Annotated in this window: 24 protein-coding genes; all 24 read right to left on the minus strand. The window is 35.6% G+C overall.

Annotated elements, in window-relative coordinates; translation table 11 throughout:
* Positions 1–863: 863 nt before the first annotated feature.
* Complete coding sequence (locus A9G07_RS05910; protein ID WP_081303359.1) at positions 864–1,208, minus strand: tail fiber assembly protein; 345 nt, start codon at positions 1,206–1,208, stop codon at positions 864–866.
* Between the two features lie 4 nt (positions 1,209–1,212).
* The gene (locus tag A9G07_RS05915; protein ID WP_065734412.1) at positions 1,213–2,382 is read right to left on the minus strand and encodes a pyocin knob domain-containing protein; all 1,170 of its coding nucleotides are present in this window, start codon (positions 2,380–2,382) and stop codon (positions 1,213–1,215) included.
* Positions 2,379–3,035 carry a DUF2612 domain-containing protein gene (locus A9G07_RS05920; protein WP_065734413.1) on the minus strand — a complete coding sequence of 219 codons (657 nt, stop codon included), beginning with the start codon at positions 3,033–3,035 and terminating at the stop codon, positions 2,379–2,381. The genes A9G07_RS05915 and A9G07_RS05920 overlap by 4 nt, the downstream gene beginning before the upstream one ends.
* On the minus strand, positions 3,028–4,146 hold the full coding sequence (locus tag A9G07_RS05925; RefSeq protein ID WP_065734414.1) for a baseplate J/gp47 family protein: 1,119 nt from the start codon (positions 4,144–4,146) through the stop codon (positions 3,028–3,030). The genes A9G07_RS05920 and A9G07_RS05925 overlap by 8 nt, the downstream gene beginning before the upstream one ends.
* On the minus strand, positions 4,127–4,492 hold the full coding sequence (locus tag A9G07_RS05930) for a hypothetical protein (RefSeq protein ID WP_065734415.1): 366 nt from the start codon (positions 4,490–4,492) through the stop codon (positions 4,127–4,129). Before A9G07_RS05930 ends, A9G07_RS05925 begins: the two co-directional genes overlap by 20 nt.
* Positions 4,489–5,139: a Gp138 family membrane-puncturing spike protein gene (locus A9G07_RS05935; protein ID WP_065734416.1), complete on the minus strand. Its 651-nt coding sequence runs from the start codon at positions 5,137–5,139 to the stop codon at positions 4,489–4,491. Before A9G07_RS05935 ends, A9G07_RS05930 begins: the two co-directional genes overlap by 4 nt.
* Before the next feature lie 177 nt (positions 5,140–5,316).
* Positions 5,317–6,141, minus strand: coding sequence for a phage protein (locus tag A9G07_RS05940; RefSeq protein WP_065734417.1), 825 nt, complete (start codon positions 6,139–6,141; stop codon positions 5,317–5,319).
* Complete coding sequence (locus tag A9G07_RS05945) at positions 6,110–6,451, minus strand: phage baseplate plug family protein (RefSeq protein WP_065734418.1); 342 nt, start codon at positions 6,449–6,451, stop codon at positions 6,110–6,112. The genes A9G07_RS05940 and A9G07_RS05945 overlap by 32 nt, the downstream gene beginning before the upstream one ends.
* Before the next feature lies 1 nt (position 6,452).
* Positions 6,453–7,181: a phage baseplate protein gene (locus A9G07_RS05950; RefSeq protein WP_065734419.1), complete on the minus strand. Its 729-nt coding sequence runs from the start codon at positions 7,179–7,181 to the stop codon at positions 6,453–6,455.
* Positions 7,181–8,956 (minus strand): phage tail protein, encoded by a 1,776-nt coding sequence (locus A9G07_RS05955; protein ID WP_065734420.1) that lies wholly within the window; start codon positions 8,954–8,956, stop codon positions 7,181–7,183. Before A9G07_RS05955 ends, A9G07_RS05950 begins: the two co-directional genes overlap by 1 nt.
* Positions 8,956–9,093, minus strand: a complete 138-nt coding sequence (locus A9G07_RS12005; RefSeq protein WP_176713955.1) for a hypothetical protein — start codon at positions 9,091–9,093, stop codon at positions 8,956–8,958. The genes A9G07_RS05955 and A9G07_RS12005 overlap by 1 nt, the downstream gene beginning before the upstream one ends.
* An 8-nt stretch (positions 9,094–9,101) precedes the next feature.
* Positions 9,102–9,518, minus strand: a complete 417-nt coding sequence (locus A9G07_RS05960) for a phage tail assembly chaperone (protein ID WP_065734421.1) — start codon at positions 9,516–9,518, stop codon at positions 9,102–9,104.
* Complete coding sequence (locus A9G07_RS05965; protein WP_065734423.1) at positions 9,518–9,949, minus strand: phage protein; 432 nt, start codon at positions 9,947–9,949, stop codon at positions 9,518–9,520. The genes A9G07_RS05960 and A9G07_RS05965 overlap by 1 nt, the downstream gene beginning before the upstream one ends.
* A gap of 8 nt (positions 9,950–9,957) precedes the next feature.
* Entirely contained in the window at positions 9,958–11,469 is a 1,512-nt protein-coding gene (locus A9G07_RS05970) for a DUF3383 domain-containing protein (protein WP_065734425.1), read from the minus strand.
* 2 nt (positions 11,470–11,471) lie between these two features.
* The gene (locus A9G07_RS11880; protein ID WP_081303360.1) at positions 11,472–12,149 is read right to left on the minus strand and encodes a phage neck terminator protein; all 678 of its coding nucleotides are present in this window, start codon (positions 12,147–12,149) and stop codon (positions 11,472–11,474) included.
* Positions 12,150–12,251: 102 nt separating this feature from the next.
* Positions 12,252–12,419 carry a DNA-packaging protein gene (locus A9G07_RS12070; RefSeq protein ID WP_218060016.1) on the minus strand — a complete coding sequence of 56 codons (168 nt, stop codon included), beginning with the start codon at positions 12,417–12,419 and terminating at the stop codon, positions 12,252–12,254.
* Positions 12,413–12,577 (minus strand): DNA-packaging protein, encoded by a 165-nt coding sequence (locus tag A9G07_RS12180; protein WP_218060017.1) that lies wholly within the window; start codon positions 12,575–12,577, stop codon positions 12,413–12,415. Before A9G07_RS12180 ends, A9G07_RS12070 begins: the two co-directional genes overlap by 7 nt.
* A 377-nt stretch (positions 12,578–12,954) precedes the next feature.
* On the minus strand, positions 12,955–13,191 hold the full coding sequence (lysC, locus tag A9G07_RS12185; RefSeq protein ID WP_081303376.1) for an Rz1-like lysis system protein LysC: 237 nt from the start codon (positions 13,189–13,191) through the stop codon (positions 12,955–12,957).
* On the minus strand, positions 13,088–13,441 hold the full coding sequence (locus A9G07_RS11950) for a hypothetical protein (RefSeq protein WP_065734427.1): 354 nt from the start codon (positions 13,439–13,441) through the stop codon (positions 13,088–13,090). Before A9G07_RS11950 ends, lysC begins: the two co-directional genes overlap by 104 nt.
* Positions 13,438–13,878, minus strand: a complete 441-nt coding sequence (locus tag A9G07_RS05995; protein WP_065734429.1) for a D-Ala-D-Ala carboxypeptidase family metallohydrolase — start codon at positions 13,876–13,878, stop codon at positions 13,438–13,440. Before A9G07_RS05995 ends, A9G07_RS11950 begins: the two co-directional genes overlap by 4 nt.
* Positions 13,878–14,186 (minus strand): phage holin family protein, encoded by a 309-nt coding sequence (locus tag A9G07_RS06000; RefSeq protein WP_065734430.1) that lies wholly within the window; start codon positions 14,184–14,186, stop codon positions 13,878–13,880. The genes A9G07_RS05995 and A9G07_RS06000 overlap by 1 nt, the downstream gene beginning before the upstream one ends.
* A 360-nt stretch (positions 14,187–14,546) precedes the next feature.
* Complete coding sequence (locus A9G07_RS06005) at positions 14,547–14,957, minus strand: antiterminator Q family protein (RefSeq protein ID WP_141677482.1); 411 nt, start codon at positions 14,955–14,957, stop codon at positions 14,547–14,549.
* Positions 14,958–15,119: 162 nt separating this feature from the next.
* The gene (locus A9G07_RS06010) at positions 15,120–15,773 is read right to left on the minus strand and encodes a hypothetical protein (protein ID WP_065734434.1); all 654 of its coding nucleotides are present in this window, start codon (positions 15,771–15,773) and stop codon (positions 15,120–15,122) included.
* Positions 15,774–15,775: 2 nt separating this feature from the next.
* Complete coding sequence (locus tag A9G07_RS06015; RefSeq protein WP_065734436.1) at positions 15,776–16,525, minus strand: hypothetical protein; 750 nt, start codon at positions 16,523–16,525, stop codon at positions 15,776–15,778.
* Between the last annotated feature and the right edge of the window lie 400 nt (positions 16,526–16,925).

A 16,925-nucleotide genomic window follows, 5' to 3' on the forward strand; every position in this document is an offset into this window, starting at 1 on the left:
TTTTAAATTATCTTGCCATATTTCTATATACTTATCTTAATAATCAGCTTTTGTTAAACCGAAAGCCGTTAATTCACCCTTTGACGGCTCTGGAGTATATAAAGCAATAGCAAGCTCAATTCTTTTTTCGCTTTGACCTAACATCGCTTTATGAAATGTAAATGAAAAAGCTTGATCTGCTACAGTACAACTTAAAAGAATTTGGTGGGTAAGAAACGTTAAAATGGTTGAAATAACATAATAACTTGAATGCTATCCATTTGTGCAAATTTTAGATGTGATCACAATCTGTGTCGCAAAATGTAAATAAAGATAATCAAGACTTAAATATTTAAAATTAAACCTTTAATTATATTTAATTTTAATGGCGAGCCCTACAGGATTCGAACCTGTGACCTACGGCTTAGAAGTGTCTTGGCTTACTAAAATACATTAATTGAAAAACCTTAACAAACCTATAAATAACAAGAGTTAATCAAAATTTCAATTAGTAAATTTTGATAGATTTTAGTATATATTAATAGATTTTTATGTCACAAATTGGTCACACTTATTTTCGCGATCTACTTCCCACAATTTCACTTCAATTTACGCTCCAGAAAAATATTAGTTTATGATGAATAAAACTAACTAATCTTTCATAACATTATCACAATAAACTACACAAAAACAATTTACATACTAACCGACCATGATAACGATTCAATTTTCGATTGAGACAATGATTCGTATTTAATTTTTCCGTCATACGATATACACAATGACTGGTGGTGCTTTTATCGGAACAACGGATTAAACGAAGTCGGAATTTTTGAATCGTATCAAGATGCGGTAGAGTATGTGAAGTTGAAGATTGATAGCGTTTAGTTATTCGGCTTTTCAGGAAACAAGGCATTAACATCTGACGTATCAACACGAGTTAATAATATACGATATTTTTTCCATTGTTTTAGCTGCTCGTTCTCGTTTGATTTGCACATATCTAAATCTATAACATCCTGAAGCACCGCTATTTTTTCATTGGCTTCATTAATTAACGCTGTTTTTATTGATTGATTTTGGTATTGAATATCCGCTGGTTTTGGCTTAATTAATTTTAGAGCCTCTTTTTCTGTTATCGCAATTTGATCCCGAGAAATAAACTCGTCTTGAGAGCCGTCGTCGCAGTACGCATAAACTTGATTATTTGCATCCTTATAATATTTCATGATTTCACCTCAACTCATACCATGCTGTTAAATTGCCACCCCCGGTTACTCTATATGTACACCCCGCCGGGATCGGCATATACATTGTTACATTTTTTGTGCTACCGCTTCCAGAGCCTCCCGTTGTTGCATAAAATTCCATGCCATTGATGAATAGGCGCATGTCTATTGCAGTCCCGGACCAGCCGTGTTGAAACGAGATCATTACGAAAATAGTCTGTCCTGTTGTATTCGTATAAACTACATTTGCGGCACGTTGCGATATTTCGTTATGCCATACTTGAGGCGGTGGCGGAGGAGGTAAATAAGTGTTTAGATTTGCAGATGTAATCTGCTCAACCCAAGGCGACCATATGTTTGGTCCGTCTCTGTAAGTTCTTACAAATTGCCGTACTGAGTAATAATCAGTGTAAATTTGCAAGCAACCTTTGATACCGTCGCCGCCTGTTTGAGTCACAATTAACGACCCTGCTGCGTTTATCGGATAATTATTCGATATCGTCGCAAATTCATTCATGTTTTGCAAATAAACCCCGTGCTGAGATGCAGTGATACTATTGAGATTGGTTTTATTCAAATAGCCATTGAAACGAAATGCATCGCCATCGACCAACACTCGTTTGTTATTAATCAACAACTCGCCAGCCATGTTGTCGCCAGATCGTTTAACTGCTGCGTTTGCTGTATTGTTTGCCGTGGTTGCTGTTGTATTAGCAATAGTTGCTAGATCATATGTTTTTTTTACTGCACGCGGTGTAGCAGCGTCGGTTTCTGATTCGCTATTAATTTCTGAATTTAGTTTGACGAGACCTTTTTGATCAAGTCTGGCAATTGGTATTTCAGCCTGTGTTTTTTTCCATTTTGTTGTATTCGTGGAGGGTTTAACATTATCATTTTCAACTATAGCGGTATACAACACCCCGTTATATTTGATAATTGCATTTACTGGGTAAGTAACCAACTCACTCCATTCTGGCACGCCCTGCTGGAGCAAATAAATCATATTTTTATCAATGCGGTTAAATGCACCATTCATCCATTCAAGAGGTGGTTTTGATGCGGTTTGATCGATGGTGATTCCCCAGCCCCTACTCACATCAGGAAAATCTATATTTTCACCTTTTTTTGCTGAATCAGCGAAAATTAAATAATCTGGTTTATTCTGTACTTTCATTGAATAGTTCCTATTTCTTGTAGTCGAACAAATTTACCTAAGTTAAATCCTTGTGATTGGTTATCATGATCAAATCCGAATGGCTCATTGTTAATTAACACAACATATTGATACATAACACCTACTGGGCGAGCTAAAATATCCATTTTGCTAATTGCATATAATGTTAGTGAGCTTAATTGATCACTGTTAACCAATATGTTCATTGTCATGTTTTGTGAATCAACCACATTACCATACTGACCAATAACAAATTTGATCGATTTAACAATGCTTGATATCTCACCAGTTTGATAGTTCTTTGAAATTCGTGCTTTAATAAAAAAACGAAAATCACTATCGTTCAAAACAACCGATGTGCGTAAAGAGTCGCCATGTCTATAAAATTCACCAACATTGAATGAAAGCGCAATATCGTCTTCTAACCAACCAAAATACTCTTTGGCAATAGCCGTTGGTAAAACACGAAATACACCAACATGGCGACCCACTAAATCCAATGCGTAACCTGTTGCATCGTCAATATTGAGAATATCCGCCACTTGAATAATGTTTCTAAATGTTTGGTCGGTTTCTTCGTAGATAGCTTTAATAGTGCCTAAAGCCTTTGGCTTTGATCTATACTGCCAAATAATGAATTTTTCCCTACTCAATTAGCACCTCAACATTGTTTATCTGTGCATATTCTCGATGATCGATATTTGCTATATTTGAGCCATTAACCGTGAGTTCTTTAATATAAAACCCGTCAACTAGGTTAATGCTTGAGATAATGCGTGATGAATAAACATTTTCGCCGATGTCAAAATCAAGATTTTTAAGGTTGCTTTTGATTTGCTCAGTATTGATATCGTTAAATGATTTATAACGACCAATTACCATTGAGACGTTGATATCGACCTTTTTTGGTCTATCGAAATAAACTCTACGCGGTATACCATCTAATAAATAAGAGGATTCAATTTGACCATATAACCCACATCCACCAATTTTCTTTTTAGTAATAACTTCCGCTATTTTTTCATCAGCTCCACCTAAAATAACAGCGTTAAATGAGTGAGCAGGCACACCTTTTTCATCGGTTTTATTCGTATAATTTTCATATAAAACGCATTTAGTCACACCTGTTATATTCATTAATGAAGACTGTATACCTTGCCGATCATCGTAGTTATTAATTGAGTGCGATAACATAAACCTTTTTAATAATTGATCATCCGTTTCTTCATCAACGCCACCATAACTTTTAGTATTCGCAGTGACTTTATCTACGCCTATGATTATTGTACTTGGCGTGAACTCGTCCATTGCATTAACAGTGTAATTACCGAGTTCTAACGACCTGAATTTGACACGAGCGCTACCTAAATTGTTCAATGTTATTGATTCTGTCGTAACCCATTTATTTTTGTTTTTATCTATGTAAATAGAATTATTTGGTATTGTCGTTTTTGCTGAGCCCGTGAAAATTACTTCATCAATATAAGAATATGACGCAGTAATTCGGGTTATTCCTGCGTACATTGCTCGCTGTTCCAGCCAATGCCCAGTTGCTTGGTACGGGTCTAACATTTGCACCATAAAAGAAACAGCTTGATGTATGTTTGCAAGTTCTTGTGAAAATAACCCTAATAATTGGCCGTCAGGAGTATCGCTATCGAGATTGACGTCATCACCGTATATCGATTTAAATGCGGAAACTAATCGATTTTGAATAGTGTATAAGTCATCAATTTCGATACCTTTATCTGTTATCTGTAACATTAAATGATGCCTCGTTAGTTTTATTGAATTTATCGGTGTATGTGATTTGAATTAGAAATTTGCGGTTATCGGTATCTAATAAAATGTCGAAACTATCGATATTTACAACTCCATCAACTTTAAAAACTTCTGTTCTTACATCAATTTCTAATTGTTTTGTGTTAGGATTTTTAGTTAGATAATCAAACCATGCGATGCCGTCCTCACGATTTAAAAACCAGTCTTTTTTTAGTGCTAATAATTTGGTTTTCACGCATTGCGCTATCGCATCAGAACAATCTAAATAGTTACCCAGACCATGGCCAAAAGTCCAATCGTGATTGTTATCTAAACCTCTGACTATCATGTCGGTGCTCCTGTTTTTTCATTGCCGCTTTTTACATCTGTGTGCGTATGCGTATTCAAATCAATACCTTTATTGGTTTTAACATCCTGAGCCGTTATCGTGCCAGAGCTATTTGTATTACCATCTGTTTGATTGTAGCTTCCGATTTGATTCATATTGCCCTCATGCTCAATGTTCCCTTTTATATAGATTGTTCCATTTGTAAGCCTTATATGTGTCGAACCGTCGTCAGTTTGCATCGAAAGGCCATCATGATAAAAGTCAGGTATTTTATTTGGCACACTATTGCAACCGACAATAAAAAAACCGTCGCTTAAGTCATTAATTCGATTATCCAATGGTTTAGATACATTACCCGATGCAAACCAACCATCTATGCAACGACTCGAAAAGATAACAAGCCCCTCATCACCTGCTGTTATAGGTACCGTAATGCAAAATCCGCCTGCATGAGGAAACTGCGCAGGAACATCAACCAGAGGAGGGATTGAAACTTCTTGTCCATTTGCTAGTACTCTATTAATCATTAGTTGACATTGAACTGTATGACCGTCAAATGAAATAACCTTTGCAGGCAAAGCAGTATATATATTTGATTGAGCGCGTTTTATTTGATTTTCAATCGCTTCAAATAGTGAATCTGTCATCTTTTCCCCGAGCAATAAAAACCCGCCGAAGCGGGTTAAGATCAATGTTAAGCATTGATATAAGATTAATTTATTGATAAATGATATCTTTAAGTGCGATGTGTTTTTATATTTTTGATTAATGTTTTATTAACCAAATTGTTATAATTGTGATCAACTTTGGATTGATGATTCGTTTTATACTTTCTCAAACTTTCCGGCCGTGCAAACTAATTTACTGTGCCAGTTCGTACCGTATAAATCGCCGTTATGTTCAATCGATTTTACTTTATAATCGCCGTTATACTCAGTAAGCCTTGATTCAACGCAAACAAGCGAACCTATTCTATAATGAGGATTGCATAGCGTTGTAACTTCTAATCCTTCATTGCTTTTTTTGGGGCTTCCAATCATTCCTGTATTTCTAGAAATAACCCAGCCCTCGTTATTAGCAAGGGCTTTATTTTTAGGAATAACAACTAGCTGATCATCTTGTATAGACCAGTCCGCATTATTGTTAATAGCGATTTTATGCATTGCTTCGCGCGTATCGCACATGAGCACTTTACCGCGAGGCAAAGCTCTATCATTGGGTAAATTAATAGCTCCCTTCTGAACACCAAAACTACTTACTGCTTCGTTTAGAAAGTCGCTATCTTTTTGCCCTTTTTGCATCGTTTTAATAATGGTTTTTTCGTTATAGGCTCGATGTCCATCACCACAACGCATTGTTGTGATGATATCCTGCCCCGTCAGTTTATTTTCTACCGTCAATATATCGCCACAAAATATTAATCTTAAAACATCTTCTTTATAGCAGACTGATAACTCTAAAAAATGATATTGCTTGCTCGTAATAAGGTTACGATTTGACGCATTGAGATTATAGACTGATATTTCGGCAGTGTTTGGCTCTGAAGATAGTGTTTTTTTAATTGAGAAAGTTACTCTAAGATTATTAATAACAATGCTTTCTTTACGATTACCTATTTTAAGCTCTAAAACCCTGCCGAATTGCCGCACGATATTCTTCCTTAGTCATTATTAATAGTTGCATACGATTATTTAAATCGTCTTTAAATATCGCATTAATACCCAATCCTGATTTGTCATCCAAAACCAACACAAACGGTAAGTTGAATTCAATTAAAGATGGACTACCAACAGATAACCCTTTATTTTTTGTTATATACTCGTCATTATCAATATCAAATAAATCAAATTGATATCCTGTTGATATTGCGTTATATCTCAATGTTAAGCGCAAATTCATATCGTATAGTGAAAATGATTGCTCTAATACATCATCTATTGTTGTTTGTATAATGTGCATTCTATCCTTTCCTACCTGTAAGTATTCCCTTTCCAGTTCTCAGAACTGATTTATCAACCTCTTTCGGTTGAGTTTTACCAAGATTTCTTGTTTTTGGTTTTGGCACATTTAGGCCGCTCGCTGTCTGAGTATCTACAATGAAAATTTCGCGAAACGTTAATACAAATTCACCGCTTGTGTTTTGCTTTTGAGTCAGTCCAACAGATGTCAAAATCATGTTTTTATACTGCCGTGTATTTGTTTGTAGCGTTACAGGCTCACCACTTCGCTGTACAGCTAACAATTTTTCATGAGCATCAGCGATACGGTCTGATGAGAAACTATTTAAAAGTGGAGATTGATAATCAGGTAGAAAATCAGCTATAACTTGGTTCACAGCTTTAGCGCCAGCTCTAAAGTGTGATGCAAAACGATTTACCATACTCTCCGCCTGAGCTGTTATGGTTTTAATCGGCATTGGTAGCGGATAATCTGAAAAATTAAAACCTAATACATTATCAAATGAAAATGTATTAGTTTCGTATCCTACGACCAAACCATAAACAGTTACTTCCTTAGGGTCTAATACCGCATGGTCTGCAATGTTAGCCCCGTTTTCAATCGGGTTTTCAGTTACCCTCAGCTTTGATGCGTGTTGTTCAACAGTATTAATATCGAGACTAAATACCGTGTTCTCGGTAATTATCAAACCGCTGTCTTTTGATGATTTATTTAATATAGATTGAAACATTAGTTAGATCCCAGTGCCGTTTGGGTGTTATCCGCTAATTCGCGTAATGAATTATTGGTGACACTATTTAAACTGTCCACGCCATCCTGTACGGATGTGACATTCATTGTATTATTAATAGTTACTGCATTGTTATTATTTATTTTTTTGCTTGGTGTAAGACGTCCTGCTTTCGCAATATCAGTAACACCGTTCGCTAGAATTTCTCGTTTTGACGTAACTTCTAACTCGTTATCATCGTCACCACCTATCCCTAACCACGATAATGCGCCCTTTATTTTGCTTTTAATTGAATCAATAAATCCATAAAATTTATCCTCTATCCACTTCATCGCATTTTTGAACGGCGCTGTAATTGACTCATGAATTTCTAAAAATTTTTTAGCAAAGTTTTGTGTAGTTTCGTTCGTATCATCCATCCATGAGTCAAACAACCCTTTAACAAAATCCCACGCGGCCTTAAATGGCCAAGTAATGAAATCCCATATTGCCCATAACGTTTTACCTATCTTATCAGTCGTCGATGTTGTATCATCTTCCCAGATGTCAAATAAATCATTTACTAATTTCCAAGCCGCTTCGAATGGCGCGGTAACAAAGTTTATGATAGCCTCAAATATTTCTCCAATCGCGTTAACAACATCACCGGCATCAATGCCAAGCCAATCCATTATCGCGCAGATAGCCTGATACGCCATACGAAACGGGAAAGTAAGCACATCAATAATAAAATTGAAAATTTTACCAATTCTATCAACCATTTTACTTGCTTCACCTTCGGACATGCCAAAAAACATTAGTATGTTTTGGAGTGCTGTTGACAATAACGACTTTATACCCGATATTAGCGATTTAAAACCGCCTACTATTGAATCAAACAAGCCTTCTGATAATGATTTTAATTTTTTTGTATTGCCAGACCATAATGCTTTGAGAAATTCCCAAAATGTTTTTGCAAATTCCCACGCCACTTTTGCTCCGTCAATAAATGGTTGCCAGTATTTACCGAATAGGCTTTTACCGCCATTCATATAGACAATAAGATCATCAATTAACAGCATTAAAGCAGTTAATAAGCCTAAAATAATACCAATAGGACTAAATAATAACGCTCGATTGAGAACCGCCCATGCAATACCTAATGCAATTAGTGCGTTTTCCCAACCTAATGTCCCAGATACAATTTTGTCAATAAATTCGATAAAATTAGAAACAACCTGAATTGCCATTCCAACAAATTTAATTACTTTTTTGATTCCATTGGCAATCAAGTCCTTATTAACTGTTAACCAGCTTCTAAATCCAGCAATTAAATTAGTCAGTGCGGGCGCGACATTTAGCGCAATCTTAGTTTTGATACTATCAAGCGCTACACCTGTTTTGCTCATTTCTCGTTTATAAAGTTCAGCTTGCTGAAGCTCATTTTGCGATATTTTGAACAGCGTACCTTTTTTTGTAGCTAACTCTTTAGCTTTGTCGATTGCATTATGAAAAGCATCGATTAATTTTTTTCCATACAGCACTGCGGTATCCGCCAACGCAACTGAAACCAATTTCAATGAATCTAATTTCGACCCAGTTTTATTTACCGCGTTACCTGTCTCCGATGTTGATTTATTAGTTTCTTGAATTGCTTTGTTTGCATCTTCTTGTATGCTATTTGCCGCATCAGAAAGCCGATTAGCGCCTGATTGCAAATTATTAACCACTTTTGCAATATCGCCAGCTTTTGAGGCGTCAACGCCAATTTTTATCAAAAATTCTTCTAAAACCATTATTGCGCCTCTTGCTGTTGCTTTTCTGCTAATTTAGTTTCTGCTATCACATTATGCATATCGATAACATCATCGAGTGAATAAACTGTTCTGAGTTCGTGGAGTGTGGCGTATTTGTTTACGATAACACCCCACACAAACCAATCTACATCGCTTTCTTGGCTATCTCCTCCAAGCTGAGCGTACTTAGATTGGATAATATACCATTTGGTAAAAAACCCAAAAAATGCAATTTTAAACCCTCAACTATCACTTGATAGTAATGGCTTCGATGTGTATTGAAAAATTCACCTGCTTCTTGCGGCTTTTGAAACAGTACTTTTTTACCGTTTTCATCTATCGCAGTAACATAATCAAGAATGAATTTTTCTATTTCAGCAAATTGGTCAGAACCGATATTGGAGGCAAGTTGTCCGATATCAAAACCTGATTTATTCCCTTCAAATGAAAAACAGCCCTGAAGTAGAGCTGTTAATTTTTTTAGATATTTATTTGATTTAAAAAAATCTGCTTGCGTGAATGTGTAAACCACATCATCAATAGTAAAATCTGTGCTTTGCATTATAAACCGCCTTTAATGTCAAATTCTGCTTTAGTTGCTTTAAATGTCCATGTTACGCCGTTGTGTGCTGTGCCACGTGCGTGCGTTGGTGGTGTTGTAAACCAGCAACCAGTAAGTAAAAACTCATCGCCATTACGTAAATCTTTGTATGTAATTAATTTACCCGTCGCCGTTGTCGAATTGTTAATTTGAGCATTGCGCAATTGATTTAATTTTTGATTAGTTTCAGAATGCTGTAACGTTTTGATTGTTACTGTTGCACCACGATTGCAAGAGTGAACAAATACCCCCTTGCCATTAACGCCATACGTAATATCGCCATCATCGCCAATTGGCGCAATACTGATAGCGTCCTGCGCATTCTCGTAGCCAGTAATTTCTGTGCCGTCGATAGTCAAAACGGCATCTTCTAAAGAAAATGATTTAGTCATGTAAACCTCTATCGATTAAATTGAACAATGATATCGACGCTGTGACCCGCACCAGCTAATTTAAGTGCGCAGTTAATTGGCATCATCTTGCGGGCTTCGCGATCTGCTGTATCTTGCATATCGAATGAATCAGAATAGAAGTAATAGCCATTGATTTGGTCACCATATGATAGTTCGCCTAAGTCACCCAATGTCCATTTACCTAGCCCCAAGAAGCCATTATTAATAAACTGCTCACCGATAACTTTGATAGAACTAATTAAAATTTGCTGACCACGATCGGTTTGAGGGATTTTTGTAGGCTGACCTTGTAGTGTATTGAACGCCTGAACCTGCACCGCATTAATAAAAGCATCCAAGCCCGTTGTTTCATCGATAAACGTACCACCAAGCATAACACCCTCAGCAAGCATATTTACACCCGCATAATCGGTATAATAATTGATACCAAGACGACGACATTTTGTGGCTTCGTTTATTGTGATTTTATCATCTGATGTAACACTAACTTCTTGCTTGAATTTAACAGTTTTAGCAGTATTAACACCAGTCCAAACGGTAGTTAAGGCAATCCCCATAAGTTCGGCTGCTGCATGTGTATTACCCTTGTTGTTATACTGAACCATCAGACGACCGCTGTTACGTTTTGATAGTGTTTTAAGCACATTTGTATCAGTATATTCAATGTTAGCTGGTCGTGTTTCTGTGTACGCCATCACTTTTGCATTTTCAACGCCTTGAGCCACTACCCAATCATGAGCCTCTAACAATTCAGCATCTGTGATTGTGTTGGCGAAATAAACGCCGTACCAATTTTGGTATTGATTTTGTAATTTACTCAGCGCTTCGGCAGGTGTTTCCTTGTTATAAGTGATTGCATCTTCACCGTTAATTAACGTGCCTCTACCGTCAATTAAATTTATTAACTGACCAATATAACTGCCATCTAATTGCGAATCGAACACATAACCGAAATTGGCACCTTTACCCTCTGTATTAGATGACAAAATAAAACGACTTCCGACCAAATCGTAAATAAATTTAACACCAATATCAGCTAGTTTTGCATTAACGACATTTGCTACATCTTGCATACTTGAAACAGTAGAGAAATCAAGCTCTTTAACATCGATTTTTGCATCACCAAAATAGAATGACAGATAACCATCTGTGATATTTTTAAACTGAATATATGAAACAGTTAACGCGGAACCATTTATTTTCGAACTAATTGCTGATGTCGTTAAATCATCTTTTATATATTTAGCAATTAACGCGGTTTTTGGTTTAGGTCGTGCTGAAAATAACGCAGATGCCGCACGATACACATCTGAATTAGTGCCGAACAATGATGCTACAGAGTTAGAATCTGTTACAACAATGTATCGTGTATCTGGATTAGTAAACTCTTCGCACACTTCGTGAGTGAAAATAGCAACAACGCTTAAATCACGTTTTTGTGCCCCGCGAGGCGATTGTTGCAGAGTGACATCTACAACTTGACTGATTGGTAAACTCATTATTACCCCTTCTCTAAATTAAATTTTACTGTATCGCCACGATTCAATGGAGACTTGACGATTGGATTAATTGAAAATATAAGATCGACTTGCGCACGCTGTTCTTTACCGCCAGCAATCGCAGTTGGTAGACTACGAATTTTCGAGCACCTTAGATAACCCATTCTTAAACGCTTTAACCGTTGCCAAACTACGGTAAATCGCATTGATTCAGTGAGTTGGCATAACATATCGTAAGCATTTTTACCATAGGCATTGACTGAAATTGTGACCTCGCATAATGTTGATGCGATTTCTACTTCGTCAGCACCTTTGAATTTAATTTCAGTACCGATATCCGATTGGGATACATTTAAGACTGTGATGAATTTATCTAGTTTTGAAACTTCCTGCATATTATTAGCATCAAATACCAATGATTCAGGTAACTTCAAAACCTCCGCTATGATGCGCCTGACTTCCGTCATATCGAGTTGCGAGACAGTCGTAACAATTTGTTTTTGAAGTTCAATGGTTTTAGCTTTTGATTTCTCATCTTCTTTACCTTGAACTTCCTCAAGTTGTTTTGTGAGTTCATAAACCATTTTATTGATTTCCTCTTTTGACAACTCCTCCTCGGCATCATTTAGACGTTTACGAAACGAATCTATCAATGCTAGTAATTTATTTTTTTTAAGCATTAAATTTGCTCCTATTTTGTTTTACTATCGTTTAATCTACAATCTGAGCCAACCCTACCATCAGCAACGATTGCAATTTAGATAACTGGATTTGTGCTGTTGTCATAGTATTGACTCGAGTGTGACTAACTTTAACCACGTTGGTTTTGGTGACATAGTACCGTCAGATGATTGGTGATAGATTTCTTGTTTTTCGCTATAGCCATGATTAGATAGCATTGGCTTTGTGATAGGGACGTTGAAATCACCAATTAAACCTTTATTTACCACAAACATTCTTGTAGTGATTGAATAGTCTCTAACGTGTCCTTAAATTCTTCATTTAATTTTTTGTATTCGTATACTCTCGATCTAGCCTTACCATGATAGCTAGCCAAGCCAGCAATACTTGGCACAACTTCTTCAACATTTTTGAAGCCCCCACGCAAATCTTCCTTAACCTTGACTAAACAATTGGCTAACTCACTTGGGCAATTTATTTTTTCTTTTCGCCCTTTGTCATATGTTCCCTTCAGAAATAAAAAAACCACACTAGGTGGCTATTGATTAAATATGCAGTTATTTTTTATAACTGTTCGTGAATTTTTAGGGTTAATGCAATAGAAGTGAATAGGAGTTCAAATTACATTTATTATTAACATTTCTGTATTGGATTGTTTTATATTCAAGCAAAATGTCTCTAATTTGCTCGAAGTGTTGCTTTATAGAATCATTAGACAACCCTAAGGAAAAAACCGCCGTTTTAACAGGTCCATAAAAATTAAACTCAGACTCAACTTGTTTCAACATTTCTTTAAAAGATTCACTATAATTCATTACCAATCCTTTTTATTGCCCTTTTATCTGCATTACACTTCTCAATGACATTTAATAAATGCTCGTTATATCGGAGGCTATCACCAAAAGTCATGGGATTAGGTGGTAAATTTGGTAAACAGTCACTTAATAGATTGGGTGGTATCGGTCGATTCACGTATGCCTTTCGCTCGGTTGTACAAGCTTGCAGAAACAGGCATAGGCACAAACTGCTTAGCACAATCATTATCTTTGAGTTGCTCATTAATTTGCTCCTGCCGTTCTAGTGATTGTTTTTCAAGTTCACGTTTTGATAATTCGTTATCTGCGATGATTTGGTTGTTTCTAGATATGGTTTGCTCTAACTGATTTATTTGATTAGTTAGCTCAGCATTAGCGTCTTTTAATCGTTTTTTTTCTTCAAAATTGTTATAACAAAAATAAATAGCAAAAGTGATAATGATTAATGATATGCTCAATATCTTTTCATTATTCATAGCAAACCGCTCCTATAAATAGTTTTACCACCTTGCTTAACGGCTGTTAATACTATTTGCCGGTTATTGCTAGGACTAAATCCTATGTGTACCCATTGATTATGCTCTTGGATAAGTTTGTCGAATTGAACACCAGCATCAATCAATCTTTGACATATTTCTTTAGGGGTACCATATGATGAACGAAAATCAACCGCTAAGCCCTTAGTATGAGCGCTTGTTGAGACTCCGCCTACTCTTGCATTTAATGCAGGACAGCGATATCCAGAGGTGATAATAATTGGTTTATCTAATGCTTTTCTAACAAGTTCTAGCTTTATGGCTGTTAACTGCACATTTGGCATTAAATTTTGGGGGACTGAATTATCAATTTTTAAACGACTAGCAGTTAATGAACGTGTAAATTCTTCTAGCGTGAAATGTTCAGTTAATTTCATTAATCATCTCCTTTGGCTTTTCTTATTAATCGTTCTTCTAACGCCTTGATTAACGCTGCACCTGACCATCCAGCTAAGCCAGCTATACCTCCTGCTAACTCAAAGTCCCAATTAAAATAACTTGCGGCTAATACAACAAGCGTTCCAGTAAATATCGATATAAATATTTGCGCAAATAGCACCCCAATATTAAATTTATTACCATTTAGGAACTGATAGCAATAACTTGATAGAGAACCAAGCAAAGTAACAAAAAATAAATACACAACAACAGTCCAATTGACGTTGTTAGGGTCTTTTATCGGCATATTTAAATCTTCTTATTAGTTATGAGTGGCAGCATACTAGCTGAATGTGAGTTATGGCTGAGTCTAGCATTGCTATCGATTCAGTGATGAGCAAATAGTCAAAATATTGATATAAAAAATATAGTAAACGGAAATAAATTGAAATAGCTACAACAGAAATAAAATCACAGTTAGTATTTCATTAAATGAGGTTGGCAAAAAAGGAATCAAGCTAATAGCTAGCGTATTGATTATTATTTCTAGAAAAAACAGAATAATATAGATATAAAAAAACCCAACTAATTAGCTGGGTTTAACTATATGCGTTCTAAACCGCATTTTTACCTTATTATATATGCGCATTTGCGCAAAGTCAAGCGGTTATGCAACTTTTTTAAAATATTGATAAATATTTCCTCTTATAAACATCTCGGCTTGATTCAATAAATTAATGATATCGTGTGGACGCTTCCCAATTGCTTTTGCCTGCGAGTTACACGAAATACCTCGCAGATAATATGCGGTCAATACAATCCATTGAGAATAATTGTCATTTTTTAAAATCAGTACCGCATTATCAACAATTTCAGCTTCATCTTCTGTTAAATATTGGCGATAATCAACATCTGTTGGCGCTCCCAAAAAAACAGCCGATTTTGAAGGATATTCAGTTCCAATTCTTTTCAATATACGCGTATTTTTCCAGGCAGTTAAAATATCTTTAGTTTCTCTCATTACTCTCTCCCTACTTTGCCAATCTTCATTCACTTTTGCCGTTGTTTTGTAATTCATTTCAATATTAACCCCTTCGATTTGCTTACATTGTTCCGAATGTTTCGTTTATTGACTTGCTTTACAGATTTATATTTATTTTTTGCTACATTTGCTGTTAATCCTAATACACAGCCTATTACTATTTTGTTAAACATCTAATAAAGTCGCTATTAACAAAGGCTAATCAGTTTTAATACAAGTTCTGCTTTTTTTTAACATCTCTTTAATGTTAGCGATATGCTCCATACTCTTTGCAGAAACCTGATCATCTTTAAACTCAAGCATTGCGATCGTGTTTTCTGGTTTTGGCAAATAGCAATTAGCTTTTTCTGGTGATAATAAACCAATGAAAACAGCACGATTAATTGCATCAGCACGTTTTGTTTTATCGCTACCAAGTGATACAAACACCTCTACATTTTTGCCATTCATCATTGATGAGTTAACTAAACGTCCATAAGCTTCGATAAAAGTTCTTCTTGCTCCAATTTTGTCGCCATTACGATAAACAAGTTCAGCTTGTGCCCATGCCTTTGCTATTTCCTTAGTCCAAACCAAAGTATTAGTTTCATCACTAGCAAGTATTGCTATTGCCCATGCCTCATCGGGTGATAAATGGTTATTAGGACCACCCATTAAATTAATTAAATCAGCAGGCTTCGGCATAAATTCACTTTTACGCACCCATACATTGGCTGCTCTGCGCAATGAATCAATTGGGTATTGACTAAGTGTTGACCAATAAATATTGATTTTAGTTGTACTCGCTTGCTGTCCGTAGAGTTCAAGAAGTCCACCAATAATTGCTAAAAAACCATCTGAGATTTTTGCCATAATCAGCTCCTCATACTCTCTAAGACAGCTCGATTACGTTCTGCAAGAGTTATAAATCTTGATTGAGAGTGATTCGATTTTTTATAGTTCCCTGCATTACGTAGCCAATTATTAAATGCAGCGTTCCAATCAATATATTTTTTCCCATTAGCCAAGCAATAATCTTTAAACTTAATAAATTCAGTATCCAAATTGACATTTTCATTTAGTGCTATGTTTCGATGATGATCGTTGGGTTTAAAATCATTAGGCAACTCCCGTTTTTGGGGTTGTGGTTTATCCGCAATAATATTTGTAGTATTCTCTGTAATAGTCTTTGTTGTAATCTCTTGAAATAACGAACTCGACTTTCTAGCCTCCCCGAAATCTACGATGTCTACTTCGGGGTGATTACTTTCTTCATTTCGCGGTAAATGATTAATAGATTTGGCGAAATTAGCTAAAATTTCATTGACCTTTTTATTGTCAATTTTGTAAAAAGTTTTATGATCTAATCGCTTTTCAGTAATTATCAAAACGCCTTTATCTTGTAGTTTTTTTATAGCTGTTCTTTGTTCGTTGTGAGATAAACCAGTTTCTTCCTCAAGTTCATCGCGCGTTTTATACACCCCTAAATCAGATATAGCTTTATCTTGCCAATAAAATAATTGAGAAAATAAAACAGCTGCATTAACACCACCTAACGGCTTAGCCATTTTTGGATAATAGGCGTTGGGTCTTCCTTTCAATTTCAATATTTCAACTATATTCATTGTTTTACCTCAAAAATATTCAGCAAAATTGCTATCATTTTTATAAATAATTTCAGTCACTATTTGGTAATTTATTAAATCGTGGATACATGCCTTTAATCTAACAATCGGATAAATTTTATGTTTGTGCTGAATTGATTGTTTTATCACTTGCAAGTGTTGTAAGGTTTCGAACGCATTGACTTTAGTTTTTAATGTGTCCATACCCCCTTTTGTGTAATCTAATAGTGATTTTTTATCTCCTTTAACTTCCTAAAATATGGATAGCTTTTGCAGCAGTCTCAATTATTATTCTTTAAATCTAACGATAATATTTATTATCAATAATAACCAAAGTTATTGGATAAATCAATAACTATTGTTATTTGATGAGTGATAACTTGAGTTATATAATTAAAAA

The sequence above is a fragment of the Gilliamella sp. wkB72 genome (assembly GCF_001693745.1).
Lineage (GTDB): Bacteria > Pseudomonadota > Gammaproteobacteria > Enterobacterales > Orbaceae > Gilliamella > Gilliamella apicola_E.